Source organism: Amycolatopsis endophytica (assembly GCF_013410405.1).
Classification (GTDB): Bacteria; Actinomycetota; Actinomycetes; order Mycobacteriales; family Pseudonocardiaceae; genus Amycolatopsis_E; species Amycolatopsis_E endophytica.
On sequence record NZ_JACCFK010000001.1, the window covers coordinates 2,973,731 to 2,997,408 of the forward strand.

At 70.1% G+C, this 23,678-nt stretch carries 27 protein-coding genes; 14 read left to right on the forward strand and 13 right to left on the reverse strand.

Annotation, left to right across the window (positions count from 1 at the left end; translation table 11 throughout):
• Positions 1–43 precede the first annotated feature (43 nt).
• From HNR02_RS14780 to pruA, 3 genes are read left to right on the forward strand one after another with little or no spacing between them, the layout of a single operon-like run.
• A complete protein-coding gene (locus tag HNR02_RS14780; RefSeq protein ID WP_179773754.1) occupies positions 44–1,450 on the forward strand; it encodes a WS/DGAT/MGAT family O-acyltransferase in 1,407 nt (468 codons plus the stop codon).
• A complete protein-coding gene (locus HNR02_RS14785) occupies positions 1,447–1,947 on the forward strand; it encodes a DUF6912 family protein (RefSeq protein ID WP_179773755.1) in 501 nt (166 codons plus the stop codon). Before HNR02_RS14780 ends, HNR02_RS14785 begins: the two co-directional genes overlap by 4 nt.
• A 35-nt stretch (positions 1,948–1,982) precedes the next feature.
• Positions 1,983–3,611: an L-glutamate gamma-semialdehyde dehydrogenase gene (pruA, locus tag HNR02_RS14790; RefSeq protein ID WP_179773756.1), complete on the forward strand. Its 1,629-nt coding sequence runs from the start codon at positions 1,983–1,985 to the stop codon at positions 3,609–3,611.
• Here pruA and HNR02_RS14795 read toward each other — a convergent pair.
• The 4 genes from HNR02_RS14795 to rsgA form a co-directional block, all read right to left on the reverse strand.
• Complete coding sequence (locus tag HNR02_RS14795; RefSeq protein WP_246338569.1) at positions 3,608–4,345, reverse strand: SCO4651 family lipoprotein; 738 nt, start codon at positions 4,343–4,345, stop codon at positions 3,608–3,610. The genes pruA and HNR02_RS14795 overlap by 4 nt on opposite strands.
• Before the next feature lie 139 nt (positions 4,346–4,484).
• Positions 4,485–4,640 (reverse strand): hypothetical protein, encoded by a 156-nt coding sequence (locus tag HNR02_RS35455; protein ID WP_246338570.1) that lies wholly within the window; start codon positions 4,638–4,640, stop codon positions 4,485–4,487.
• Positions 4,637–5,173 (reverse strand): SCO4651 family lipoprotein, encoded by a 537-nt coding sequence (locus HNR02_RS14800; RefSeq protein ID WP_246338571.1) that lies wholly within the window; start codon positions 5,171–5,173, stop codon positions 4,637–4,639. Before HNR02_RS14800 ends, HNR02_RS35455 begins: the two co-directional genes overlap by 4 nt.
• Before the next feature lie 72 nt (positions 5,174–5,245).
• Positions 5,246–6,235 carry a ribosome small subunit-dependent GTPase A gene (rsgA, locus tag HNR02_RS14805; protein ID WP_179773757.1) on the reverse strand — a complete coding sequence of 330 codons (990 nt, stop codon included), beginning with the start codon at positions 6,233–6,235 and terminating at the stop codon, positions 5,246–5,248.
• Positions 6,236–6,345: 110 nt separating this feature from the next.
• On the opposite strand from rsgA, the gene HNR02_RS14810 reads away from it, so the two are divergent.
• Together HNR02_RS14810 and HNR02_RS14815 are read left to right on the forward strand one after the other, a co-directional pair.
• Complete coding sequence (locus HNR02_RS14810) at positions 6,346–7,116, forward strand: SOS response-associated peptidase (protein ID WP_179773758.1); 771 nt, start codon at positions 6,346–6,348, stop codon at positions 7,114–7,116.
• The gene (locus HNR02_RS14815) at positions 7,113–7,721 is read left to right on the forward strand and encodes an alpha/beta hydrolase family protein (RefSeq protein WP_179773759.1); all 609 of its coding nucleotides are present in this window, start codon (positions 7,113–7,115) and stop codon (positions 7,719–7,721) included. Before HNR02_RS14810 ends, HNR02_RS14815 begins: the two co-directional genes overlap by 4 nt.
• Here the strand turns inward: HNR02_RS14815 and ybaK are convergent, their stop codons facing one another.
• Positions 7,722–8,198, reverse strand: coding sequence for a Cys-tRNA(Pro) deacylase (gene ybaK / locus HNR02_RS14820; RefSeq protein WP_179773760.1), 477 nt, complete (start codon positions 8,196–8,198; stop codon positions 7,722–7,724).
• A gap of 248 nt (positions 8,199–8,446) precedes the next feature.
• Between ybaK and HNR02_RS14825 the strand changes: the two genes are divergently transcribed.
• Together HNR02_RS14825 and rsrA are read left to right on the forward strand one after the other, a co-directional pair.
• Positions 8,447–9,082 carry a sigma-70 family RNA polymerase sigma factor gene (locus HNR02_RS14825; protein ID WP_179773761.1) on the forward strand — a complete coding sequence of 212 codons (636 nt, stop codon included), beginning with the start codon at positions 8,447–8,449 and terminating at the stop codon, positions 9,080–9,082.
• On the forward strand, positions 9,079–9,399 hold the full coding sequence (gene rsrA, locus HNR02_RS14830; RefSeq protein ID WP_179773762.1) for a mycothiol system anti-sigma-R factor: 321 nt from the start codon (positions 9,079–9,081) through the stop codon (positions 9,397–9,399). The genes HNR02_RS14825 and rsrA overlap by 4 nt, the downstream gene beginning before the upstream one ends.
• Before the next feature lie 54 nt (positions 9,400–9,453).
• Here rsrA and HNR02_RS36775 read toward each other — a convergent pair whose 3' ends face one another.
• Positions 9,454–9,528 carry a 50S ribosomal protein bL37 gene (locus HNR02_RS36775; RefSeq protein ID WP_370876672.1) on the reverse strand — a complete coding sequence of 25 codons (75 nt, stop codon included), beginning with the start codon at positions 9,526–9,528 and terminating at the stop codon, positions 9,454–9,456.
• Positions 9,529–9,639: 111 nt separating this feature from the next.
• Between HNR02_RS36775 and HNR02_RS14835 the strand changes: the two genes are divergently transcribed.
• Positions 9,640–11,145, forward strand: a complete 1,506-nt coding sequence (locus HNR02_RS14835; RefSeq protein ID WP_179773763.1) for a sensor histidine kinase — start codon at positions 9,640–9,642, stop codon at positions 11,143–11,145.
• 687 nt (positions 11,146–11,832) lie between these two features.
• On the opposite strand, the gene HNR02_RS14840 is transcribed toward HNR02_RS14835, so the two are convergent.
• On the reverse strand, positions 11,833–12,084 hold the full coding sequence (locus tag HNR02_RS14840) for a WhiB family transcriptional regulator (RefSeq protein WP_179773764.1): 252 nt from the start codon (positions 12,082–12,084) through the stop codon (positions 11,833–11,835).
• 259 nt (positions 12,085–12,343) lie between these two features.
• The gene (locus HNR02_RS14845; protein ID WP_179773765.1) at positions 12,344–13,258 is read right to left on the reverse strand and encodes a diacylglycerol/lipid kinase family protein; all 915 of its coding nucleotides are present in this window, start codon (positions 13,256–13,258) and stop codon (positions 12,344–12,346) included.
• Positions 13,259–13,523: 265 nt separating this feature from the next.
• Here HNR02_RS14845 and HNR02_RS14850 point away from each other — a divergent pair, with 265 nt between their 5' ends.
• A complete protein-coding gene (locus HNR02_RS14850) occupies positions 13,524–13,994 on the forward strand; it encodes a hypothetical protein (RefSeq protein ID WP_179773766.1) in 471 nt (156 codons plus the stop codon).
• Between the two features lie 34 nt (positions 13,995–14,028).
• Here HNR02_RS14850 and HNR02_RS14855 read toward each other — a convergent pair whose 3' ends face one another.
• From HNR02_RS14855 to HNR02_RS14865, 3 genes are all read right to left on the reverse strand, one after another.
• The gene (locus HNR02_RS14855; RefSeq protein WP_179773767.1) at positions 14,029–14,511 is read right to left on the reverse strand and encodes a GNAT family N-acetyltransferase; all 483 of its coding nucleotides are present in this window, start codon (positions 14,509–14,511) and stop codon (positions 14,029–14,031) included.
• 51 nt (positions 14,512–14,562) lie between these two features.
• Positions 14,563–15,669, reverse strand: coding sequence for a cobalamin-independent methionine synthase II family protein (locus HNR02_RS14860; protein ID WP_179773768.1), 1,107 nt, complete (start codon positions 15,667–15,669; stop codon positions 14,563–14,565).
• A gap of 101 nt (positions 15,670–15,770) precedes the next feature.
• Positions 15,771–16,352 carry an acid phosphatase gene (locus HNR02_RS14865; protein WP_179773769.1) on the reverse strand — a complete coding sequence of 194 codons (582 nt, stop codon included), beginning with the start codon at positions 16,350–16,352 and terminating at the stop codon, positions 15,771–15,773.
• Between the two features lie 57 nt (positions 16,353–16,409).
• Between HNR02_RS14865 and HNR02_RS14870 the strand changes: the two genes are divergently transcribed.
• Positions 16,410–16,877 carry a hotdog fold domain-containing protein gene (locus HNR02_RS14870; protein WP_179773770.1) on the forward strand — a complete coding sequence of 156 codons (468 nt, stop codon included), beginning with the start codon at positions 16,410–16,412 and terminating at the stop codon, positions 16,875–16,877.
• Here HNR02_RS14870 and HNR02_RS14875 read toward each other — a convergent pair.
• Positions 16,871–17,506 carry a hypothetical protein gene (locus HNR02_RS14875; protein ID WP_179773771.1) on the reverse strand — a complete coding sequence of 212 codons (636 nt, stop codon included), beginning with the start codon at positions 17,504–17,506 and terminating at the stop codon, positions 16,871–16,873. The genes HNR02_RS14870 and HNR02_RS14875 overlap by 7 nt on opposite strands.
• A 123-nt stretch (positions 17,507–17,629) precedes the next feature.
• On the opposite strand from HNR02_RS14875, the gene HNR02_RS14880 reads away from it, so the two are divergent.
• Both HNR02_RS14880 and HNR02_RS14885 read left to right on the forward strand, forming a co-directional pair.
• On the forward strand, positions 17,630–19,234 hold the full coding sequence (locus HNR02_RS14880; RefSeq protein ID WP_179773772.1) for a GMC oxidoreductase: 1,605 nt from the start codon (positions 17,630–17,632) through the stop codon (positions 19,232–19,234).
• Positions 19,235–19,431: 197 nt separating this feature from the next.
• Positions 19,432–20,142 (forward strand): S1 family peptidase, encoded by a 711-nt coding sequence (locus HNR02_RS14885; RefSeq protein WP_179775923.1) that lies wholly within the window; start codon positions 19,432–19,434, stop codon positions 20,140–20,142.
• A gap of 1 nt (position 20,143) precedes the next feature.
• On the opposite strand, the gene rfbC is transcribed toward HNR02_RS14885, so the two are convergent.
• Positions 20,144–20,746 (reverse strand): dTDP-4-dehydrorhamnose 3,5-epimerase, encoded by a 603-nt coding sequence (rfbC, locus tag HNR02_RS14890; protein ID WP_179773773.1) that lies wholly within the window; start codon positions 20,744–20,746, stop codon positions 20,144–20,146.
• A gap of 393 nt (positions 20,747–21,139) precedes the next feature.
• Between rfbC and HNR02_RS14895 the strand changes: the two genes are divergently transcribed.
• Together HNR02_RS14895 and HNR02_RS14900 are read left to right on the forward strand one after the other, a co-directional pair.
• On the forward strand, positions 21,140–22,360 hold the full coding sequence (locus HNR02_RS14895; RefSeq protein ID WP_218902874.1) for an NAD(P)-dependent malic enzyme: 1,221 nt from the start codon (positions 21,140–21,142) through the stop codon (positions 22,358–22,360).
• A gap of 58 nt (positions 22,361–22,418) precedes the next feature.
• The gene (locus tag HNR02_RS14900) at positions 22,419–23,507 is read left to right on the forward strand and encodes an ABC transporter ATP-binding protein (protein WP_312861015.1); all 1,089 of its coding nucleotides are present in this window, start codon (positions 22,419–22,421) and stop codon (positions 23,505–23,507) included.
• Positions 23,508–23,678 lie beyond the last annotated feature (171 nt).

The following is a 23,678-nucleotide window of genomic DNA, read 5'->3' on the forward strand; positions in this document are numbered from 1 at the left end:
TGACGGGTGGGGCAAGTGAACCAGTATGTGTCAGGATCGCTGCATGCCCGACCGCCTGTCCGCCCTCGACGCGTCGTTCCTCTACCTGGAGGACGCGGCGACGCCGATGCACGTCGGTGGCGTCGCCGTCTTCGAGCGCCCGCGGGACGGCTTCGACTACGAGCAGGTGCTGTGCCTGATCGGCCAGCGGCTCGCGTTCCTGCCGCGCTACCGCCAGCGCGTCCTGAACGTGCCCGGTCACCTGGCCCGCCCGGTGTGGGTGGACGACGTCGACTTCGATCTGAACTACCACGTCCGCCGCTCCGCGCTGCCCGCACCCGGCACCGACGACCAGCTCCACGACCTGGTCGCCCGCCTGATGGCGCGCACGATGGACCACGAGCGCCCGCTCTGGGAGGCCTACTTCGTCGAGGGGCTCTCCGGCGGCCGGGTCGCGCTGGTCACCAAGACACACCAGTCCGTCGTGGACGGCGCCGGTACCGTCGAGCTGGGCCAGCTCATCCTCGACGCGACGCCGCAGGCGTGCGAGCCGTACGAGGACACGTGGACGCCGCGCCGCCTGCCCACCGCCACCCAGCTGGTGCTCGACGCGGTCAGCGAAACCGTCCGCCGTCCGGGTGAGCTGGTCGAGAACGCGCGTGACGTGCTCAGCGACCTGTCCGCCACGGTCGGCAAGGTGGCCGACGCGGTCGGCGGGGTCGCCGCGTCGCTCGACCGGATCTTCTCGCCCGCTCCGTCGGGGCCGCTCAACCGGCACGTCACCGGCGGCCGGGTGTTCGCCGTGGTGCGCACGCGCCTGGAGGACTACCGCAAGGTCCGCGCCGACCACGACGTGACGATCAACGACATCGTGCTCGCCGCGATCACCGGCGCGCTGCGGGACTGGCTGCTCTCCCGTGGCGAGGGCGTGTCCGCAACGTCCACCGTCCGCGCGCTGGTGCCGCTGGCCGTGCTCGACGCGGACACCGTCGATTTCTCCCCGGCGGGCCTGGTCAACAACGAGGTCGAGCCCTACCTGGTGGACCTGCCGGTCGGCGAGCCCAATCCGGTGCTGCGCCTGCAGCACATCAGCCACACGCTGCGCGCGCACGCCGACTCCGGCCGGTCGGTGGCCGCGCGCGCGATGCTCAAGGTGGGCGGGTTCGCCCCGGCGACGATGCACGCGCTGGCCGCCCGCGCCGCGGGCTCGTTCTCCGGGCGCATCTTCAACCTGCTGGTCATCAACTCGCCGGGGCCGCAGGTGCCGCTCTACGCGGGACAGGCGAGGATGGCGGAGATGTTCCCGGTGATCCCGCTGGCCCGTAACCAGGCGCTGGCGATCGGGGTCACGTCGTACCACGGCGGCGTCTACTTCGGACTGAACGGTGACCGTAAGGCCCTGTCCGATGTGGACGTCCTCGCGGGCATGATCGAGGATTCACTGGAAGAGCTGAAGGGTGCGAGCTGGTGAGGGTCTACCTTCCGGGCACGATCGGAATGCTGCGCAGACTGGTGGCGGACGGCGGGCTGCAGCCGCCCGGCGGGACGGGGTTCGCCCTCACCCCGGCGCTGCGTGAGTCCTACACCAGTGGCGACACCGAGGAGCTGGAGTACGCCGCCCTGCTCGATGCCGCGCGCGCCTCGCTGCGGTTGATCGGCGCGGCCGAAGACGATGCCAAGGAGCTGCCCCGGCGAGTGGTGATCTCGGTCGACGTCGAGACCGCCACGCCGCGGCCCGACCTGGACGCGCCGGTCGTGAAGCTGTCCGGGCCGATCAGCTACGACGATGTCGCGGCCGTGCACGTCGACGCGGAGGAGGCCGAGGAGGCCGTCCGCGCGGCGGCGCACGTCATCGACGCCGCCGACCTCGGTGACCCGGACGCCGAGTTCACCCTGGGCGAGGCCGAGGACCACGAACTGGCCTGGTACGCGCCTCAGGAGCTGCCGTTCCTTCTCGACCTGCTCTAGCGTTGACGACGAGAGTCGTCGCAGAGGAGGCAGGAATGGACGCCGTCACCATCGTGCCGGACCCGGTCAACGAGCCCGTCCGGACCTACGCGCCGGGCAGTCCCGAGCGCGAGTCCCTGCAACGCAGGATTGCCGAGCTGGAGGGCGACAAGCACGAGCTGCCGCAGACGATCGGCGGCCGGAAGCGGTTCGCCGGTGGTGAGGCGTTCGACGTCGTCCAGCCGCATGACCACGGGCATGTCCTGGGCACCTCGGCGCAGGCGACCACGGAGGACGTGGCCGACGCGGTGACCGCCGCGAAGGAGGCGTCACCCGCGTGGCGTGAATTGCCCTTCGACGAACGTGCCGCGGTGTTCCTGCGCGCGGCCGACCTGATGGCGGGCCGCCACCGCGACACCCTCAACGCCGCGACGATCCTCGGGCAGTCGAAGTCGGTGCAGCAGTCCGAGATCGACGCCGCGTGCGAGCTGATCGACTTCCTCCGCTTCAACGTCCACTACGCGCGCCGCATCCTCGCCGAGCAGCCGAACTCGGTGCCCGGCACGTGGAACCGCATGGACTACCGGCCGCTGGACGGGTTCGTCGTGGCGATCACCCCGTTCAACTTCACCGCCATCGCCGGGAACCTGCCGAGCGCGCCCGCGCTGATGGGCAACACGGTGGTGTGGAAGCCGACGCCGACCCAGCAGCTGGCCGCGCACTACACGATGGAGGCCTTCGAAGAGGCCGGCCTGCCGCCCGGCGTGATCAACCTGGTCACCGGTGACGGGCAGGCGGTCAGCGAGGTGGCGCTGGCCGATCCCGGGTTCGGCGGCCTGCACTTCACCGGCTCGACGGGCACGTTCAAGTTCCTGTGGCGGCGCATCGCGGAAAACCTCGACACCTACGGCAGTTACCCGCGGATCGTGGGGGAGACCGGCGGCAAGGACTTCATCGTCGCCCACGCCTCGGCGAACCGCGAAAAGCTGCTCGCCGGGCTCGTGCGGGGCGCGTTCGAGTACCAGGGCCAGAAGTGCTCGGCGGCGTCGCGCGCGTACGTGCCCCGGTCGCTGTGGGAGAGCGGGCTGCGGGACGAGCTGGCCGACCTGACCCGGACGGTGAAGTACGGCGACGTGACGGACCTGTCGGTGTTCGGCGGGGCGGTGATCGACGCGCGCGCGTTCGCCAAGCACAAGCGGCTGCTGGACGGCGTCGGCGGCGACAACGACCTCGACGTGCTGGTCGGCGGCCACTGCGACGACTCGATCGGGTACTTCGTCGAGCCGACGGTGCTGGTCTCGGCCGATCCGGCGCACACCGCGTTCGCGACGGAGTACTTCGGGCCGATCCTGGCCGTGCACGTCTACGACGACGCGTCCTACGGCGACATCCTGGAGCTGGTCGACCGCACCTCGCCGTACGCCCTGACCGGCGCCGTCTTCGCCGACGACCGCGCCGCGGTGCAGCAGGCGCACCGGGCCCTGCGGTTCGCGGCGGGCAACTTCTACGTCAACGACAAGCCCACCGGATCGGTCGTGAGCCAGCAGCCCTTCGGTGGCTCGCGCGGCTCCGGGACGAACGACAAGGCCGGGTCGATGTTCAACCTGCTGCGGTGGGCGAGCCCGCGGTCGGTCAAGGAGACCTTCGACGCGCCCACCGCGATCGGCTACCCCCATATGGGTTAGCCGATCGCCAGCTCACCGACCTGATCGGCTGGTGGGGCCTCGACGGTGATCGGCGCGCCCCAGTCGCGGTAGCGCACGGCCGTCGTGGCGTTCAGCAGCTCGGCCGGGGCGCCGGATGCCTGCATCACGGACGTCAGGTTCTGTGTCACCTGCACCGGAAGCTGGTCGGCGTCGAGCCACAGCTCCATCGGGAAGGTGACGGTCAACCGCTCCCGCTGCTCGGGCGACAGGCTCATCAGGCCGAGTTCCCCGGCCTTCGCGACGTCGATGGTGACCCAGTAGTGGCTGACCTGTTGCCCGTCGAGCGTGGTCAGCTCGCTGCGGTCGATGGTGCCGGCCTGCCGCACCTGCTCCAGCGTCTTGGCCGGGTTGTTCGCCTTGGCCTGTTCGATGCTCGTGCCGAGGGATTTCGCCGCTTCGCTGCCCTCGGGAAGCGTGGCCCACGGCTTGCCGCCGGTCCTCGACCGGGAATCCTCGGGCAGCTGGAAGTAGATCACCTCGTCGACCACCCGCATCTCGGCGGTCCGGCCGCCGGTGGTCACGGTCAGGGCCATCGCGGTGTCCGGGCCCGTGAAGGTTCCCTCACCGGTGCCGGTGATCTCCTCACCCGCCATGGACATCGTCATCGTGAACCGGGCGGTGCGGACCTGGTCGGCCTTCGCGCTCGCCGCCCGGACCAGTTCCCGCGCGTCCCGAACAGCTCGGGGCCCCCGGAGCCGGACTGCCCGCCACACGCGGTCAATCCGAGCGTCAGCGCCACGAGCCCGGAGACCACGGTCGTTCTTTTCATGCGGGTGAGTCCCCCTCGGCCGGTTCACCCACTTCCGGGTGACTACCGGAGATATGTCCGAGGGAGACTTCCGCGTTACGGCGTCAGCGCACCGTCTTGAGTTCACCCACCTGGTCGGCGGGCGGGGCCGCGACGTTCACCGGGGCGCCCCAGTCGTGGTAACGCATCGTCATCGTGGCGTTCTGCTGCTCGGCCGGGACACCGGCGGCCTGCATCACCGGCGAGAGGTCCTGCGTCACCTGCACCGGCAGCTGGTCGGAGTTGAGCCACAGGTGCCCGCTTCCTCGATCTGGTCGAGGATCTGCGTCGGGTCACCCTGTGCGGCCTGGTCCATGCTCGCGCCGATGGCCTTGCCCGCTTCGCTGTCCTCGGGGACCTTCGCCCACGGTTTGCCGCCCTCGACCGCCTGTGCCGCCGCCTGCGGGGGCAGTTTCAGGTACAGGACCTTGTCGACGATCCGCATTTCCTGGCTCTGCCCGGCCGCGTTCATCGTCATGGCCATCGCGGGCGAGGCTCCGGTGAAGCGGCCCTCGCCGGTGGCCTCCATCGTCTGGCCCGCGATCGAACCGGTGAGCGTGAACTTGGCCGTCCGCACCTGGTCGGCCTTGCCGGACGAGGCCAGCACCAGTTCGTGGGCATTGCCGAACAGCGCGGGCTGCTGCTGGGCGGCCTGCCCGGACTCGGTGCCCTGGCCGGAATCGGCGGTCGAACCACACGCGGTCGTGCCGGCCACCAGGGCCAGCGCGCCCGCCAGAAGAGCGATCTCGCGCATGTCAGCGATCCCTCGGTTCGGCGTCCCCCAAGCGGGTCTGTCACCGGACTGGGTGGTCACAACGAATAAATCTCAAACCTCGAGGCCCGCGCGGGACGCCAGGAGGCGCCGCAGGGACGACAGGCGACGCCGGTCCCCGACCTCGTCGAGCATGCAGTCCGGATCCTCCGGCGGGCCGAGGTGCCCGCAGCCGGGCGGGCACTCCTCGGCGGCTTCGGCGAACTCGTCGAACGAGGCCACGATGTCGTCGGCGGTGACGTGGGCCAGACCGAACGACCGCACGCCAGGGGTGTCGACCACCCAGCCGCCGCCGGGCAGCGGCAGCGCCACCGCCGCGACGGACGTGTGCCGTCCCTTCCCGATCGCGCTGACCTCGCCGGTGGCCAGTTCCGCGTCCGGCACCAGGCGGTTCACCAGTGTCGACTTGCCGACCCCGGAATGCCCGACGAGCGCGGACACCCGGCCGTGCACGGTGTCCGCGAGCGGCAGGGAGTCCTCGTCGTGACGGGTCACCACGGACGGCACGTCCAGTTCGGCGTAGCGGGACAGCAGGTCCTCGGGGCTGGCCAGGTCGGCTTTGGTCAGGCACAGGACCGGCCGCAGGCCCCCGGTGTAGCAGGCGACCAGGCAGCGGTCGATGAACCCGGTCCGCGGCGGCGGATCGGCCAGGGCGGTCACGATCAGCAGCTGGTCGGCGTTGGCGACGACGACCCGCTCGTAGGGGTCGGTGTCGTCGGCCGTGCGGCGCAGCAGGCTGGTGCGGTCTTCGACCCGCACGATCCGGGCGAGCGTGCCCGCGTCACCGGTGGTGTCGCCGACCAGGCCCACCTGGTCGCCCACGACGACCGGGGTGCGGCCCAGTTCGCGGGCCCGCATGGCGGTGACCAGGCGTTCCGGGTCGCTCTCGACCGCGCAGGTCCAGCGGCCGCGGTCGACGGCGATCACCATCGCGGGCGTGGCGTCGGCGTGGGTCGGGCGCCGCTTGCTGCGCGGGCGCGAGCCCTTCCCCGGGCGCACGCGGACGTCGCTCTCGTCCAGATCGCGCCACGTCCTGCCAGCCAAGCCCGCACCTTCCTTCCGCTCCCCCGATGATCCCCCATCCCGCTCGCCAGAGGTGCGCCGCCCGTGTCACGATGGGTTCTCAGCAGGCGTTTCCGAAGGAGTTGGGCGACATGTGCGGCCGCTACGCCGCGAAGAAGAACCCGGCCGACCTGGCCCAGGAGTTCGACGCCGTGGACGAGACGGACGGCAAGGCACGCGACGCGGACTACAACGTCGCCCCGACGAAGAACGTCGTCACCGTGGTGCAGCGGCATCCGCGCGACGACGAGGGGCAGGTGCTGGAAGACGAGCCCGCCGTGCGCAGCCTGCGGGTGATGCGGTGGGGACTCGTGCCGTTCTGGGCCAAGGACGTGTCGGTCGGCAACCGCATGATCAACACCCGCGCGGAGACGGCAGGGGAGAAGCCGGCGTTCAAGAAGTCGCTCGCGCGACGGCGCTGCCTGGTGCCCGCCGACGGCTGGTACGAGTGGCGGCGCACCGGCAAGCAGAAGGAACCGTTCTTCATGACCCGGCCGGACGGGCACTCGCTGTCCTTCGCCGGGATCTGGGACACCTGGCGCGACCCGAAGGACGCCGATGCTCCGCAGCTGATCACGTTTTCGATCATCACGACGAACGCGGCCGGGCGGCTCACCGAGGTGCACGACCGGATGCCGCTGGTCATCGACGAGCACCGCTGGGCGGACTGGCTCGACCCGGACCGCACCGAGGTCGGCGAGCTGCTGGCCCCGCCGCTGGGGCTGATGGACACGATCGAGCTGCGGCCGGTGTCCGACCGGGTCAACAACGTGCGCAACAACGGCCCCGACCTGCTCGAATGCGTCGAGCAGGCCACCGACCTCGACGCCTCCGAAGCGCTCTTCGACCTGCCGAAGTCATGACCCGGATCGAGATCGCGACGCCCCACGGCCCGGCCAGGGCCGAGCTGCACTGCGCCGCCGACGGTGAAGCGGTGCTCCTGCTCGGGCACGGCGCGGGCGGCGGCATCGACGCGAAGGACCTGGTCGCGGCCTGCCGCGCCGGTCAGGCCGCCGGAGTGCACGTCGCGCTGGTCGAGCAGCCCTACCGGGTGGCCGGCCGCCGCGCGCCGGCGCCGGCAGGCCAGCTGGACACCGCGTGGCTCGCGGTCGCCGAGGACCTGTCCGGCCGGTTCGACGGCCTGCCGCAGGTGTTCGGTGGACGCTCGTCGGGCGCGCGGGTCGCCTGCCGCACGGCCGCCGCGGGGCAGGCGGTCGGGGTGCTGTGCCTGGCGTTCCCGGAGCACCCGCCGGGCAAGCCGGAGAAGAGCAGGCAGGCCGAGCTGGACGCGGTCGAGGTCCCGACGCTGGTGGTGCAGGGCGAGACCGACGCGTTCGGCTGCCCGAAGCCGGGACCGCACCACGAGGTGGTCGTCGTCCGCGGCACCCACGCGCTGGACGCCGATCTGGAGTCCGTTCACCGGACCGTCCACGAATGGCTGGCGAAGGTCCTGCGCCCGCTCACCTGATCAGGCGCGGATGGCGGCCACCGTCGCCGACGTCAGGCGCACCAGATCGGCGGGGGACAGCTCCACTTCCAGGCCACGGCGGCCCGCCGAGCAGTAGATGGTCTCGTACTTCCCGGCCGTGGAGTCGATCACGACGGGCAGCCGCGAGCGCTGGCCCAGCGGGGAAATGCCGCCGAGCACGTAACCGGTCGCGCGTTGCGCCGCCCCGGCCTCGGCCATCTTCGCCCGCTTGCCACCCGCGGCGGCGGCGAGCGCCTTGAGGTCGAGCTGGCCGGTGACCGGGACCACGCCGACCGTGAGCTTTCCGTCCACTTCGGCCACGAGCGTCTTGAACACGCGGTCCGGGTCGATCCCCAGTGCCTCGGCCGCTTCCAGCCCGTAGGACTCGTGCTTCGGATCGTGGTCGTAGGCGTGCAGCTCGTGCGCGATCTTCCGCTTCGCGAGCAGCGCGGTCGCGGGCGTTCCCTTCCCAGCCATGAGCAGGACGGTAACGGGGAAACGCAACTCCTTTTCCGGGGGCGGGGAATGTGACCGGATCGGGCGGTGTTGTGGAGGACGTGCCGTCAAAACTTGCTGAACGCCTTCCCCGCGTGCAGGGAGTCACCCTCCCGGGGCAGACCGGTGTACCCGGCCCCGCCGGGCCCGCCCGCGTATCCTCGAAGGGGTCGTATGCGTACCCGGCCACGGGTACCGACCGCTTCGACGCGGATGGGAAAGGGAACGGTTTGCCGAGCACGCAGAACTCCGCGGTGCCCGAGTCCGGCTCCGAGCAGGAGTCGGCCGAAGTGCGCGCCGAGCGCTTCGAGCGCGACGCGATGCCGCTGCTGGACCAGCTGTACTCGGCCGCGCTGCGGATGACGAGGAACCCGGCCGACGCCGAGGACCTCGTCCAGGAGACCTACCTCAAGGCCTACGGCGCGTTCGCCTCCTTCAAGGCGGGCACGAACCTCAAGGCCTGGATGTACCGGATCCTCACCAACACCTACATCAACGGGTACCGGAAACGTCAGCGTCAGCCCGTGCAGCAGCCCACCGAGGAGATCACCGACTGGCAGATCGCCCAGGCGGAGAGCCACACCTCCAGCGGGCTGCGGTCGGCCGAGGTCGAGGCGATGGACCGGCTGCCGGACAGCGACGTGAAGAACGCGCTGCAGCAGCTGCCGGAGGAGTTCCGCCTCGCCGTGTACCTCGCCGATGTCGAGGGCTTCGCCTACAAGGAAATCGCCGAGATCATGGACACGCCGATCGGGACCGTGATGTCCCGCCTGCACCGTGGCCGCGCGCAGCTGCGGAACCTGCTCGCCGATGTCGCGCGTGAGCGCGGCTTCATCCGCGGCGCACGGCAGGAGGTAGTGCGATGAGCGCGGACCGTGAGCCGCACAAGGACGACGTCCGCTGTTCCGAGGCGCTCGCCGAGATCTACCTGCTGCTGGACCGCGAGTGCAGCCCGGAGCGGGACGCGGAGCTGCGCAAGCACATCGAGGACTGCCCGCCGTGCCTCGAGGAGTACGGCATCGACGAGCAGCTCAAGCATCTGCTGCACCGCAAGTGCGGCGGGGACACGGCGCCCGACGAGTTCAAGCAGAAGCTGCGGGCGTCGATCCACAAGACGGTGCAGCGGCGCGGTGACGTGACCGTCGAGACCACCGAGGTCCGCCTCGAACAGAAGACGGAATAGCCGACACGAAAAAGGCCCCGGTGCTCCGCACCGGGGCCTTTTTCGTGCCCGAACTCAGCAGTTGGGCTTCTTGCCGTGGTTGGCGCCGTTCTTCCGGCGGTCGCGGCGCTTGCGGGCTCGCTTCGACATGCCTGCTCCTTCCCGTGTCGCGTCTCCCACCAGTGTCTCAGGCCCGCCCCGCCGGGTGCTGGGAAGGTCCCGCTCTGGTTGACTTGAGCTGCCCGGAGAAGGAGTACCAGCGTGACCACACTTTCCGACCTGCTGGCCGACAACACCGGCCTGTCCGGTGAAGCCGCCGACCACCTGCAGGCCGTGGTGGCCGAGTGGCAGTTGCTCGCCGACCTGTCGTTCGCGGACTTCCTGCTGTGGGTTCCGGTGTCGCCCGAGCACAACGAGCAGGGCGGTGACTTCGTGTGCGTGGCGCAGGCCCGCCCGACCACGGCGCCGACCGCGCACCCGGAGGATGTCGTCGGCACCCGGTTCACGGTCGCCGAGCACCCGCAGCTGGCGCGCGCGATCCGCGAGGTGCGGATCTGCCGCGAGGAGGACCCGCACTGGTACCGCGACCTGCCGATGCGCCGCGAGGCGATCCCGGTGACGTTCGGGGCGTCCGTGATCGCGGTGCTGTCCCGTGAGACGAACCTGGCCGCGCCACGGGTGCCGAGCCCGTTGGAGGTCGCCTACCTGGGCAGTGCCGGTGATCTGTGCCAGATGATCGTCGACGGCACGTTCCCGCACGTCGACAGCCAGACCGACGTGCACACGAGCCCCCGCGTCGGCGACGGTCTGATCCGCCTGGACGCGGCGGGCAACGTGGTGTTCGCCAGCCCGAACGGCCTGTCGGCTTATCACCGCATGGGTCACGAGTCGGATCTGGTCGGCACGCGGCTGGCGCCGTTGACGCGTTCGCTGATCCGCGACCCGTTCGACGCGACGGAGGTCGCGCACCGGATCCTGGACTCGCTGGACGGCAAACCGGGCAGCCGCACCGAGGCCGAATCGCGACGGGGTGCGGTGGTGTTGTTCCGGGCGTTGCCGCTGCGCCCGCACGGTCAGCCGGCGGGCGCGCTCGTGTTGTGCCGGGACGTGACCGAAGTGAAGCGGCGGGACCGCGCGCTGCTGTCGAAGGACGCGACGATCCGCGAGATCCACCACCGGGTGAAGAACAACCTGCAGACGGTCGCGGCTCTGCTGAGATTGCAGTCCCGGCGCACGTCGAACCCGGAGGCGCGGCAGTCCCTGACGGAGTCCGTGCGAAGGGTCGCGTCGATCGCGATGGTGCACGAGGCGCTCTCGGTGTCCGTCGACGAGCGGGTCGACCTGGACAAGCTGCTGGACAACGTGCTGCCGATGGTGGGCGAAGTCGCGACGGCGGAGTCGAGGGTGAGCATCAGCCGGTCCGGTTCGTTCGGAGTCGTGGTCGCCGAGATCGCGACGCCGCTCGTGATGGTCCTGGCCGAACTGGTGCAGAACGCGGTGGAGCACGCTTTTCCGGACGGCAGGCCGGGAAAGGTGGAGATCGCGGTCAGCCGCTCCGCGCGCTGGCTGGATGTGCTGATCAGTGACAACGGGCGCGGGCTGCCGTCGGGTTTCTCGCTGGAGCGCGCGGACGGGCTGGGCCTGCAGATCGTGCGCACACTGGTCGAATCGGAGCTTCGGGGTTCGCTCTCGTTGCGCAAACTACGCGACGGCGCGAGTCGCGGCACGGAGGCCGCCCTGCGCTTGCCACTGGGGCGACGGCCGTAGTTCCGTTTTGCCTGGTGTGAATCGGCCCGGTGTGAAGGCCCGGCGCGAATGGGCCTGGTGTGCAAGCCCGCTGCGAATGGGCCGTTGATGGGCGCTGCCGCTGGCCACTCCTACCCGTGCGAAGGGGTATTTCCCGCGCGAAGGGGTATTTCGTGTGGGCGCCGGTGGCGGCGGGGCGGGTGGTCCGTTGGTGGTGGCGAGAGTGGACGTTTCGTGCGGGCGCCGGTGGTGGTCGGGCGAGCGGTCCGTTGGTGGTGGCGCGAACGGGCCGTTGGTAGTCGCGCGGAGGGGTATTTCGTGTGGGCGCCGGTGGCGGTTGAGCGAAGGTGCCAGTGGTGCCGGTGCGAGCGAGCTGGCGGTGATGCCGCGAGTGGTGGCGGCACGAGTGGTGGCGACACGAACGGGCACCTCGTGCGAATGCCACCGCACCTCGCGCGAACGCAGCGTGCAATCGGGTAGGAGTGATTCGCGGCAACGACCCCAACGACCGGCGGCGACCGATCCCGACGACCGGTGACGACCCAACCGAACACGCGACAAAAAGCCTGCTCAGAACGTTCGAAGGCCCGGTACCCGCGGGAAGTGGGTACCGGGCCTTCGAACGTTGGGTGGGGGCGTGTGAGCCCCTGCTTCGGGTCCGCGTACTCTCGTGAGAGACGCGTTAAGCGAAGCCGCAGCGCGGAGAGGTCAGGCGGTGCGCATGCCGATGTGAGCACGACGGCGCTTCAGGGCACGGCGCTCGTCCTCGCTCATCCCGCCCCAGACACCGGAGTCCTGACCACTGGCAAGGGCCCAGGCCAGGCACTCGGCCGCTGCCGGGCAGCGGTGGCATACGGCTTTCGCCTCGGCGATCTGCAGCACGGCGGGACCGCTGTTCCCAACGGGGAAGAACAGCTCGGGGTCCTCGTCGCGGCAGGCAGCGTCGTGGCGCCAGTCCATTTCTGTGAGCTCCTTCTCGGGGCGCAGGCGTGCTGCGCCACAGGTCGTCATGGCGGATCGTTTCTTGGGGTGCTTGTGAATGCTTTCACGAAGCACCGCTTTCGACAAGTGTTTTCGCAACATCGGTGAGTCAGCTCACCTGGTCAGGCGACCCCGCTGACCTGCGGTTTCTCTCCGAAACGGCCTCTGCGGGGGAAGGACGATGCGGTGAGTGGACCGTGAGCGTCGACGAACGGCAAGTTGCAGTTCGCTGAGCCGATCACCGCGCCAGCACGGTCAGCACGTCCGGCACGCTCGCGAAATCGACGCGGGTCCGGCGGCCGATCAGGTCGCCGTCGACCTGGAAGTTTACCGGCTCCTCGGCCGTCACGCTGAGTTTTGCCAGGTCGTCGTACTTGACCAGGGCCCGCCCGCGGTGCTTCGCCTCGGTGCGCAGCGCCTGCCGCACATGCCGGAACACCACCGGCAACGTCAGCTTCCGCAGCGCGAACAGCCCCAGGCCAGCGTCGAACGAGCTGCCGGTGTTGAGGTGAACGGGCCGTTCACCGAGATAGCTCCACGGATCCGTGTTGGACACGAACGCCATCCGCACCTGCTCCGGCTCCTCGCCCGGCACGTGCACGGTGAGCGGCAGCCGTCCGGATCGCGGCCGGAAGTAGGAGGTCACCGCCGCCCGCATGTACAGCAGCGCGTTGGTCTGCTTACCGCGCCGGTCGGCGACCGTCGCGACCACGTCGGCGTCCCAGCCCAGTCCGGCGTTGAAGGTGAACCAGTGCCCGTCCGCCAGGCCGAGCCCCACCCGGCGGCTGTGACCGGCCTCGATCGCGGACAGCAGCTGGTGCGTGGCCTCCACGGGATCGTGGGAAACGCCCAGAGCGCGGGCGAACACGTTGGCCGAACCGCCGGGCACCACACCCAGCGCGGGCAGCGGACCACTCGGGCCGTCCGTGAGCAGGCCGTTGACGACCTCGTTGACGGTGCCGTCACCACCGTGGGCGACGACCAGGTCGACACCGTCCCGGGCCGCGTCACGGGCCACCGCGAGCGCGTGGCCGCGGTAGTCGGTCTCCACGACCTCCAGCTTCACCTGGCTCGCCAGGGCGTGCGCGAGCACGTCCCGCCCACCGGCCGTGGTGGAGGTGGCCTGCGGGTTCACGACCAGAATCGCGCGCATGCTCGCAGGGTAGGCCAGAACCTGGCCTCCCAGGCGCGAGCGCGAACCTCGTCACTGCGAAAAGCCTGCCGGCTGACCTCCCGTCGTTCGGCACGGTCCGTTCGTCGTGACAAGTGCACCCCGGGCGTCCGCCGGCTCATCGACGACACCCAGATCTTGACGCGGATGGCCGCGGTTCGAAAACGGCCGACCGGGTGGCTTACTATCGAGGGCGTTCACACACGGTCACCCGTGTCGCATATCCGCTGGTGGAAGGCCCTTCGCGATGGCGCTCGCCGACAAGATTTCACCCGCTCCGCGCGAGGTCCGGGGGGCGGGCGCGCTGACGATCCTGCCGGGGATCGGCCTGCTGGTGTTCGGGATCCTGCTGTTCGCCTCGCCCGGCGAGAGCCTGCCGTTGACCAGCGTGCTCGCCGAGGGCGCGTTCTACGTGCTCTTCGCGCTGGCGGTGATCGGCTGCGCGATCGGCCTGCTGTTCGGTCACACCTGGGCCCGCTCGCCCGGGGTGGTCATGGCGCTCATCACGGCGGGCGTCGGCTGGTACATGGCCGGCCCGTCGGGGCAGCCCGCGTTCGGGGTGCCGATCGTGATCCTCGGGGTGGTCATCCTCGTGTTGCTGTTCCGCCGTCCCGCGCGGGCGTGGGCGCTGGGACAGCACGAGGACGAGACCGAGGAGGAGGCCGCGGAGCGCGGCGGGCTCGCCGGCCGCCGCCGCGAACGCGGCGAGGACGACTAGCGCCTGCTCTTACGAGCCGCTTCCCCGACGCTTCTCAGCCGAGGCGGGCGAGCTTGTCCAGTGCCGTGTCGGTGAGGCGGTAGACGGTCCACTCGTCCATCGGGATCGCGCCGAGTGACTGGTAGAAGCCGGTTGCCGGGTTCCAGTCCAGCACCGACCACTCCAGCCGGGCGAAACCGCGGTCGACGCATTCTTTCGCCAGCGTCGCCAGCAGCGCCTTGCCCAGTCCGGAGCCGCGCAGTTCGGAGCGCACGAACAGGTCCTCGAGGTAGATGCCGTGCACTCCGCGCCAGGTGGAGAAGTTCAGGAACCACAACGCGAAACCGACGATCTCGCCGTCCTGTTCGGCGACGTGCCCGAACACCGCCGGGTCCTCGCCGAACAACGCGGTGCGCAGGCGTTCGGCTGTGAGCTGGCAGTCCTGCGGCGCCTTCTCGTACGCGGCGAGGTCGTGCACGAGCTGCGCGACGGCGTCCACATCGGACTCTCGGATTCGGCGGATGCGGCTGTCGGGCATGGCGGACCCCAAGGTATCGGCGGGAGCGGTGTCGCGTCGATACTGCCAGGGTCAGCCCCCGGGCCAGACCCGTCCCGCGACGAACACCGTGAGGTCCAGCTTACGGCGCTGGTCGTCCCAGGTCAGGGGGTTGCCCTTGACTTCGGAGGCGAAGCCGCACTGCGGGCTGATCGCCAGGTTCTCCAGTGGCACGATGCGGGCGGCCTCGGCCACGCGGCGCGCGAGCCCGTCGGGGTCCTCCAGCTCACCGGTCTTGGTGGTGATCAGCCCCAGCACGACACCGGTGCCGTCGGGAACGTGGTGCAGCGGCTCGAAGGTGCCCGCCCGCTCGGTGTCGTACTCCAGTAGCCAGTGGTCCACTTCGATGCCACCGAACACCTCGGCCGCGATCTCGTCGTAGAAGCCCTCGTTGAACCACTGGCCACGGTAGTTGCCCCGGCAGATGTGCATGCCGACTCCGACCCCGCGGTCGCGCAGCAGCCGGACGACGGCGGCATCGGCGTCGATGCAGCGGCGCAGCAGGGCGCGGGCGTCGATGCCCTCCGATTCGAGCAGCGCCAGGATGCGGGGGTTGGCGAAGGCGATGAAGCACGGGGCGTCGATCTGGACGTGGCGCACGCCGTCCTCGGCCAGCGCGGCCGCTTCCTGGAGCAGCACGTCGGCCAGGTCCTCGACGATGTCCGCCCTGCTGGGGTAGTGCGGTCCGCTGACCTGCGCGTCCCAGTTGGCCACCACGAAGTTGGTGACCTCGGGCAGCGAGATCTTGAACGGCCCCGGCGCGTGCGCGGCGAGGACCGCCGCTTCGCGGTCGGTGAACCGCTCGTGGTAGGTCAGCTTGCCACCGACCAGCCGGAGGATGCTGTCGTCCTCCCCGTGGTGGTCGCCCGACCGCCACTCCAGCGATGGCGCCTGCTCGGCGAAACCGTCGACGTGCTCGGTCAGGCGACTCATGAAGTCGGTGCGCAGATACTCGCCGTCGGTGTAGACGCCGATGCCGCTGTCCCGCTGGGCCTGCAGTGCGAGGAGGATCGACTCCTGCTCGATCCGGTGCAGCTCGTCCGCGCGGAGGCGGTTCGCGGCGTGGTCTGCCCGCGCCTTGAGCAACCGGGGCGGTCGCAGGAGGCTGCCGACGTGGGTGGCCCGCGGGAATGTCGTCATGGGCACAACGCTAAGCGGCGCGGTCGGCGCGTGGCTGTCCTCGTTGGCCTTGTTTTCCCGGAGGCCCACGCGCCGCTGGTACGGGAACGGTACGGGTCCGGTCAGGACGGTGGGATGTTCAGATTTTCGATCTTGGGCTCGCCGCGTTCGTCGCCGAGTACCGTGACGCCGGCCGGGTCGAGTCCGAAGTGGACGCCGGCGGTGGCGGGCAGCCCGATCCAGCGCGCGATCAGCACCCGGCTGAAATGACCGTGCCCCACCAGGATCACCTCGGTGTCGGCCAGCGCGGCCCGCACCCGCGCCAGCAGCGCGTCCGCCCGCGCGGTCACCTGCTCGGCGGTCTCGCCGCCGGGCATCCCATGTGTCCACACGGTCCAGTCCGGCACCTTTTCGCGGATCTCCGGGGTGGTGACGCCCTCGTAGTCGCCGTAGTCCCACTCGGCGAGGTCCTCGGTCTGCTCGTCGATCGGCAGCCCGGCCAGCTCGGCGGTGCGCACCGCGCGTTGCCGCGGGCTGGTCAGGACCAGCGCGGGCCCCTTGCGCAGCGACTGCAGGGTCAGGCCGGCCGCGCGCGCCTGGTTCTCCCCGGCGGGGGTGAGCGGGATGTCGGTGCGGCCGGTGTGCTTGCCGTTCACCGACCACTCGGTCTGCCCGTGGCGGAAGAGGAAGAGCTCGTGGTCCACGTTTGCGAATATAGCCACCGGCCTGGTTTGCTACCCGCAGGTAACATCGGAGGTGTCGTGGTTTCCACTTACTCGTTGTGGCGGCGGCTGAGCGCGCTGCCCGGTGGCGGACGGTTGTTCTCGACGGCGATCTGCCTGCGTGTGCCCTATTTCGGGTCGGTTCTGCCGACTGTCAGGGAGCTGCGTCCCGGCTACTGCGAGGTGACCGCGCCGAAGTGGTGGGGTGTCCACAACCACATCGGTACTTTCCACGCGATCGCGGCATGCAACCTCGCGGAGATCGCGATGGGCATGCTCGCCGAGTCGACGCTGCCCGCCACGCACCGCTGGCTACCCAAGGGCATGGACGTGCGCTACCTGGCGAAGGCGGAGACGGGTCTGCGCGCGGTCGCCGAGCTGCCGGAGATCCCGGAGTTCGGGGACGAGGGCGTGGAGCTGCCGGTGCCGGTCGTCATCAGTGACAAGGCGGGCACGCCCGTCGTCGCCGCGACCATCACGATCTGGGTGACCCGAAGGCGTCAGTAGTCGCGCAGGCGGACCGTGGTGGTCTGCTCGTAGGAGGCCGGCGCCGCGGGCAGGCCAAGGCGGTGGTCGACCAGACGCCCCAGGGGGCCGCAGTGCTCGGTCGCGGGCACGGTCAGCTCGTGGTCGTAGGTGGCGAAGCGCAACGTCAGTGGCTCGGTGGACACGACCTCGGTGGGCCCGTCGGCCCGCAGAACCGAGTGGATGACGCCGGTCGCGCAGTGGCGCGGCAGGTACGGCGCGTCGAACTCGGCGACCAGGTCCATCTCGCCCTTGCGCTCGTCGTTCGACTGGAAGTCGGAGTACCCGCCGTAGCCGAAGCGGAGAGTCGTTCCCGGTGGTCCGGGCACGGCGACGGGTTCGGACCTGAGCGCGCCGAACACCTGGGCGTACTCGCCGTCGAGCTGTCCCTCGGCAAACGTCAGCCGCATGGGGCCGAGCGCGAGGTCGTGCACGGTGCCGAAGGAGAAGGTCGCGGACGAGTCGAGAACCTCGCAGCGCCACTGGGCCGGGTCGGCGCCCGCGGGCAGGGCGGGGCAGTCGGCGAACGTCGTTTCGGACGCTCGCGCGGTGGCGGCCCCGGTGGTCAGGGCGAGTGCGGTGACGGCGGCGGCGATCAGTGCCTTGTTCATGATCGAAAGCCTTGTCGACCAGCGTGTTCCCCGGTATCGGGGAACACCCGGACCACACCCTGGGATTGGCCCACTAGGGTGAACTTAACGCCGTTTACCAAAAACCCGAATATGGTTCGCGTCATGTCGCATCTCTCCCGACGCCGGTTCCTCGGCCTGACCGCGCTCAGCTCCGCCGCCACGCTCGGGCTGACCACGATCTCGACCCGGACCTCCGCCGCGGCGGCCACTTCCGACTTCTCACCCGCCGTGGTCGTCGGTACCGGTTACGGCGCCGCCGTGACCGCGCTGCGCCTCGGCGCCGCCGGGATTCCCACGGTCATGCTCGAAATGGGGCAGCTCTGGAACACGCCCGCCGAGGACGGCGCGATCTTCTCGGACATGCTCACGCCGGACCGTCGCTCGTCGTGGTTCACAAGCCGCACCGAAGCACCGCTCGCCTCGTTCCTGTGGCTCGACATCGCCAACCGGAACATCGACCCCTACGCCGGGGTGCTGGACCGCGTGCACTTCGGGGACATGTCGGTCTACGTCGGGCGCGGCGTCGGCGGCGGATCGCTCGTCAACGGCGCGATGGCCGTGACGCCGAAGCGGTGGTACTTCGAGGAGATCCTGCCCGGGGTCGACGCCGACGAGATGTACGGCACGTACTACCCGCTCGCCAACTCGATGCTGGGCACCAACAACGTCGACCCGGCCTGGTTCGAGACCTGCAAGTCCTACCAGTTCGCCCGCGTCTCCCGGAAGCACGCGCAGAAGGCCGGGCTGACCACCACGTTCGTGCCCAGCGTCTACGACTTCGACTACATGCGCCGCGAAGAAGCGGGCGAGGTGCCGCGCTCGGCGCTGGCCTCCGAGGTCATCTACGGCAACAACCACGGCAAGCGCTCACTCGACAAGAGCTACCTGGCGGCCGCGCTGGGCACCGGCAACGTCACCATCCAGACGCTGAGCGAGGTCCGTGACATCGCCCAGCAGCAGGACGGGACCTACACGCTGACGGTCCGGCGGATCGACGCGCACGGCACCGTGCTGGGCGTGCGTCAGCTCGGGACGAAGTACCTGTTCCTCGGCGCGGGCAGCCTCGGCTCGACCGAGCTGCTCGTGCGGGCGCGCGACACCGGCAAGCTGCCGGACCTGGGCGAGGAGGTCGGCCAGGGCTGGGGCACCAACGGCAACGTCATGCTGGGCCGCGCCAACCACGTGTGGGACACGGTCGGCGCGGTCGAGTCGGGCATGCCCGCGCTGGGCATCGACGCGTGGGACGATCCCGTGAACCCGGTCTTCGCCGAGATCGCGCCCGTGCCCGCGGGTCTGGAGACCTGGGCGAGCCTGTATCTGGCGATCACGAAGAATCCCGAGCGTGGCTTTTTCTCCTACGATCCGGGAGCCGATCGGGCAGTCCTGCAGTGGGACATCGCGCAGGGTCAGCGGTCGATCGACGCCGCGAAGAGCCTGTTCGACCGCATCAACAAGGCCAACCGCACCATCTACCGCTACGACCTGTTCGGCGACACCCGCGTGTTCGAGAACCGCTTCACCTACCACCCGCTGGGCGGACTGGTCCTCGGCAAGGCCACTGACCTGCATGGACGCGTGAAGGGGTACCGCAACCTCTACGTCACCGACGGCTCGCTGATACCCGGCAGCACGGGCGTCAACCCGTTCGTCACGATCACCGCGCTCGCCGAGCGCAACATCGCCCGCGTGCTGGCGGAGGACTTTTAGCCAGAGCAGGGTCGGTTGTCAACGAAGATCACGCTGTGGTGGGATGGCGCGCGGTGGAAAATCGCCGCTTCGGTGTTCTGTTGGTCGGAAACACGCGGGCGGCGATCGGGGTTGCAACGAAAGGTTTCTTCGTGTTCCGAACCCTTCGCGCGAAGGTGGCGCTCGGCGCGACCGTCGTCGTCGCGGCGGCCGGCGCCATGCTGGCACTCACCCTGCCCACGGGCGCGGGTGCCGTCGCGGGCGGCGAGGCCGCGGCGGACGGTCAGTTCCCCTTCGCGGTGAAGTTCCTGATGACCGACATCCCCAAGGCCGACGGCACGACCTACGACAGCGCGTGCTCCGGTGCCCTGATCGACGAGCAGTGGGTGATCACGGCGGGCCACTGCTTCCACGACGTCGACCGCGTGCCGGTGAGCGGTCCCGTGCCGTACAAGACGACGGCGATCATCGGCCGCACCGACGACGAGAACACCGACGAAGGCCATGAGATCCAGGTCACCGAGGTGCGCCAGTCGTCGGTCAACGACGTCTCGCTGGCCAAGCTCGCCGAGCCGGTCACCGATGTCAAGCCGCTCAAGCTGCGCAGCACGGCTCCGGAGGTGGGCGAGACGCTGACGCTCGCCGGCTGGGGCGGGGCGAGCGCGGACACCACCGTGCCCGCGACGCACCTGCAGATCGGGCAGATGACGGTGCACTCCGTCGAGGACGTGACCGCGACGGTGACCGGGCTGTGGCCGCGGGCGGACACCAGTGCCTGTCCCACCGACTCGGGCGCGCCCTACTTCAACGACGGTGAGCTGGTGTCGCTGGAGAGCGACGGTCCCGCCTGCCCGCACTCCCAGCCGGAGACGACGTCGCGGGTCGACGTGATCGCCGACTGGATCGAGGAGCAGATCTCCCAGGACTGACTCAGCCCGCGCGCAGCTTCTCGTAGTGCGCGACGCAGTCCGCGTACGCGGGCAGCAGGCCGGACGAGGCGGCCTCGGCGAGAGCCGGGGCCGCCTCGTCCTTTTCGGACAGAATCGGGGTCAGGTCCGCGGGCCACGGGAGATCGAGCTCCGAGTCCATCGGGGTGATTCCGTGTTCCCCCGACGGGTTGTATCCGGTGGAGCACAGGTAGGTCATCACGGTGTCGTCTTCGAGCGCCACGAAAGCGTGACCGAGGCCCTCGGCGACGTAAACGGCCCGGTAGTTCTCCGAGTCGAGCCGCACCGCGTCCCACTTGCCGAACGTCGGCGAGCCCACGCGCACGTCCACCACGACGTCGAGCAGCGCACCCTGCGGGCAGTAGACGTACTTCGCCTGGCCGGGCGGGGTGTCGGCGAAATGGACCCCTCGGATCGTTCCCCGCCGCGACACGCTGTGGTTCGTCTGCGCCACGTGCAGCGGGTGCCCGATCGCTTCGACGAAGACGGCCTCCTGGAACGGCGCGACGAAAAGGCCGCGGTGGTCGGGGAAGGAGCGCGGGGTGAACTCGTAGGCGTCGGGGACGGCGAGCTGGCGGACCTGCATGCCCCGAAGATAGAGCAGCGCGAAGCGCTTCCGCTGAGGGCGGTGGTGGGCGAGGGGCTGGCCCTACTGAGGGACAACCAAGCCGGACGGTCGTCTTGCTAAAGCCCTGTGACCTCCCCTTTTTGTGACATGAGCCGCACCTCGGCCACACAACCACGGGCGGGCCTGCAACACTGGGGGGACCGCCGCGTCCGCGGCCGTCGCCTCACCAAGGGCTCCGCACGGCCGAGACGGACGCCGAGCCGGCTGCCTGCGCCACCGCGCACTGGCTGCCGAGCTGCGAGATCAACCAGTGCCACTGGGGGTGGGGAGCAGTGTCCCCGCACACGGTCCCGGGAGGGATTCCTTTTCATGACTTACGCTCAGACCTCTGGTACGAGGGCAGGAACAGCGATGAACGACGAGGTCAGCAAGAGCACGGCGGCGGAGGCGGCGCCGCCGACGGGCACCGACACGACGCCGGTGACCGACGCCGAGATCTTCCGCGGTCACGAGGGCGGCAAGCTCTCGGTGGCGGCGACGCGCCCCATCTCGCAGCCGCGTGACCTTTCCATCGCGTACACGCCGGGTGTGGCGAAGGCGAGCCGCGCCATCGCGGAGAACGCGCGGCTGGCGCGGCAGTACACCTGGGCGCACCGGCTGGTGGCCGTGGTCAGCGACGGCACCGCCGTGCTCGGGCTGGGCGACATCGGTGCCAGCGCGTCGCTGCCGGTCATGGAGGGCAAGTCGGTGCTCTTCAAGACCTTCGGCGGGCTGGACTCGATCCCGCTGGTGCTCGACACCAAGGATGTCGACGAGATCGTCGAGACGCTGGTCCGGCTGCGCCCGTCCTACGGTGCGGTGAACCTGGAGGACATTTCGGCGCCGCGCTGCTTCGAGCTGGAAGACAAGCTCAAGGCGGCGCTGGACTGCCCGGTCATGCACGACGACCAGCACGGTACGGCGATCGTGACGCTGGCCGCGCTGCGTGGCGCGAACCTGGTGCTCGGCCGGGACATCGCGCGGCAGCGGGTGGTGATCTCCGGTGCGGGCGCGGCGGGTGTGGCGTGCGCGAAGATCCTGCAGGAGGCGGGTGTCGCCGACGTCACCGTGCTGGACTCGCGCGGCATCATCCACTCCGGCCGGGACGGGCTGAACCCGGTCAAGGAGAAGCTGGCCGAGACCACGAACAAGTCCGGTCTGCGTGGTGGCCTTGCCGACGCGCTGCGGGGCGCGGACGTGTTCCTCGGGCTGTCCGGTTCCACGATCGAGCCGGAGCTGCTGGGTGACATGGCCGACGATCCGATCGTGTTCGCGTTGTCCAACCCGGACCCGGAGGTCCACCCCGAGGCGGCCGGCAAGTACGCGGCGATCGTGGCCACCGGGCGCAGCGACTTCCCGAACCAGATCAACAACGTGCTCGCCTTCCCCGGCGTGTTCCGTGGCGCGCTGGACGCGGGTGCGCGGGCGATCACCGAGAACATGAAGCTGGCCGCGGCGGACGCGATCGTCGCCGTCGCGCAGGACGATCTGGGCCCGGACCGCATCGTGCCGAGCCCGCTCGACCCGCGGGTCGCTCCCGAGGTGGCCGCGGCTGTGGCGAAGGCCGCCGTCGAGGACGGCGTCACGGGCTAAGCTGGGCACTCCCGGGGGCGCGAGTGGCGTCCCCGGGAGGCTTTTTCGCTGGGAGGGCGTGTTGATCGAGTTCGACGGCGTGTCGAAGCGCTATCCGGACGGCACGCTCGCCGTCGACGAGCTGAGTCTGACCATTGAGGACGGCACCATCACGGTGTTCGTCGGCCCGTCGGGCTGCGGGAAGACCACTTCGCTGCGGATGATCAACCGGATGGTCGAGCCGACTTCGGGCCGGGTTCTGCTCGACGGCAAGGACATCCGCGAGTCGGATCCGCCGGTGCTGCGGCGCGGGATCGGGTACGTGATCCAGAACGCCGGGCTGTTCCCGCACCGGACCGTGCTGGACAACGTCGCCACCGTGCCGGTGTTGTCCGGGTGGGGCAAGCGCAAGGCCCGTGCCCGTGCGTCGGAGCTGCTGGAGATCGTCGGTCTCCCGTCGGAGCTGGCCAAGCGTTACCCCGCACAGTTGTCCGGCGGGCAGCGCCAACGGGTGGGCGTCGCCCGCGCACTGGCGGCGGATGCCCCGGTGCTGTTGATGGACGAGCCGTTCTCCGCTGTGGACCCGATCGTGCGTGAGGGCCTGCAGGACGAGCTGTTGCGTCTGCAGTCCCAGCTGGGCAAGACGATCGTCTTCGTGACGCACGACATCGACGAGGCGGTGCGGCTCGGCGACAAGGTGGCCGTGCTGCGGGTCGGTGGTCGTCTGGCCCAGTACGGCACACCCGCCGAGGTGCTGCGTCACCCGGTGGACGATTTCGTGGCATCCTTCGTGGGCCGCGATCGCGGTTACCGTGGTCTGTCTTTTGTGGACTCCACCGGGGTGGAGATCCGGGACGTCGCCACAGTGTCGTTGGGGGACACCGTTCCCGCTGGTGACGAGTGGCTGTTGGCGATCAACGACGCCGGTCAGCCTCGCGGATGGCTCTCCCCGGGCTCCACTGTGGATGGTGCACTGTCCGAGTCGGACCTCGTGGCAGGGGGTTCGCTCTACCGGCGCGGCACGGCGATCCGTGGCGCACTGGACGCCGCGCTGTCCTCACCGGCCGGACTCGGCGTGGTGGTGGACGAGACGGGCAAGGCCGTCGGAGCGGTCACGGCGCGGCAGGTGCTGGACGTTATCGAGAAGGTACCGGCGCCAAGGCAGTGAGCGGCGGCGAGCTGCAGTAAACCCCGAGCGGGGTGAACCGGCGCCTTCGACTGGTGAGGTGACCGCTGGGCGCGCTGGCGGCCGGTAGCCGGTCGGCTTGGGGGAGGTCCGGGCCGGTCCTGTGTCGGCTCGCGTTGCCGGGTGCCGGTCCTTGTTTCCGCCAACAGAAGA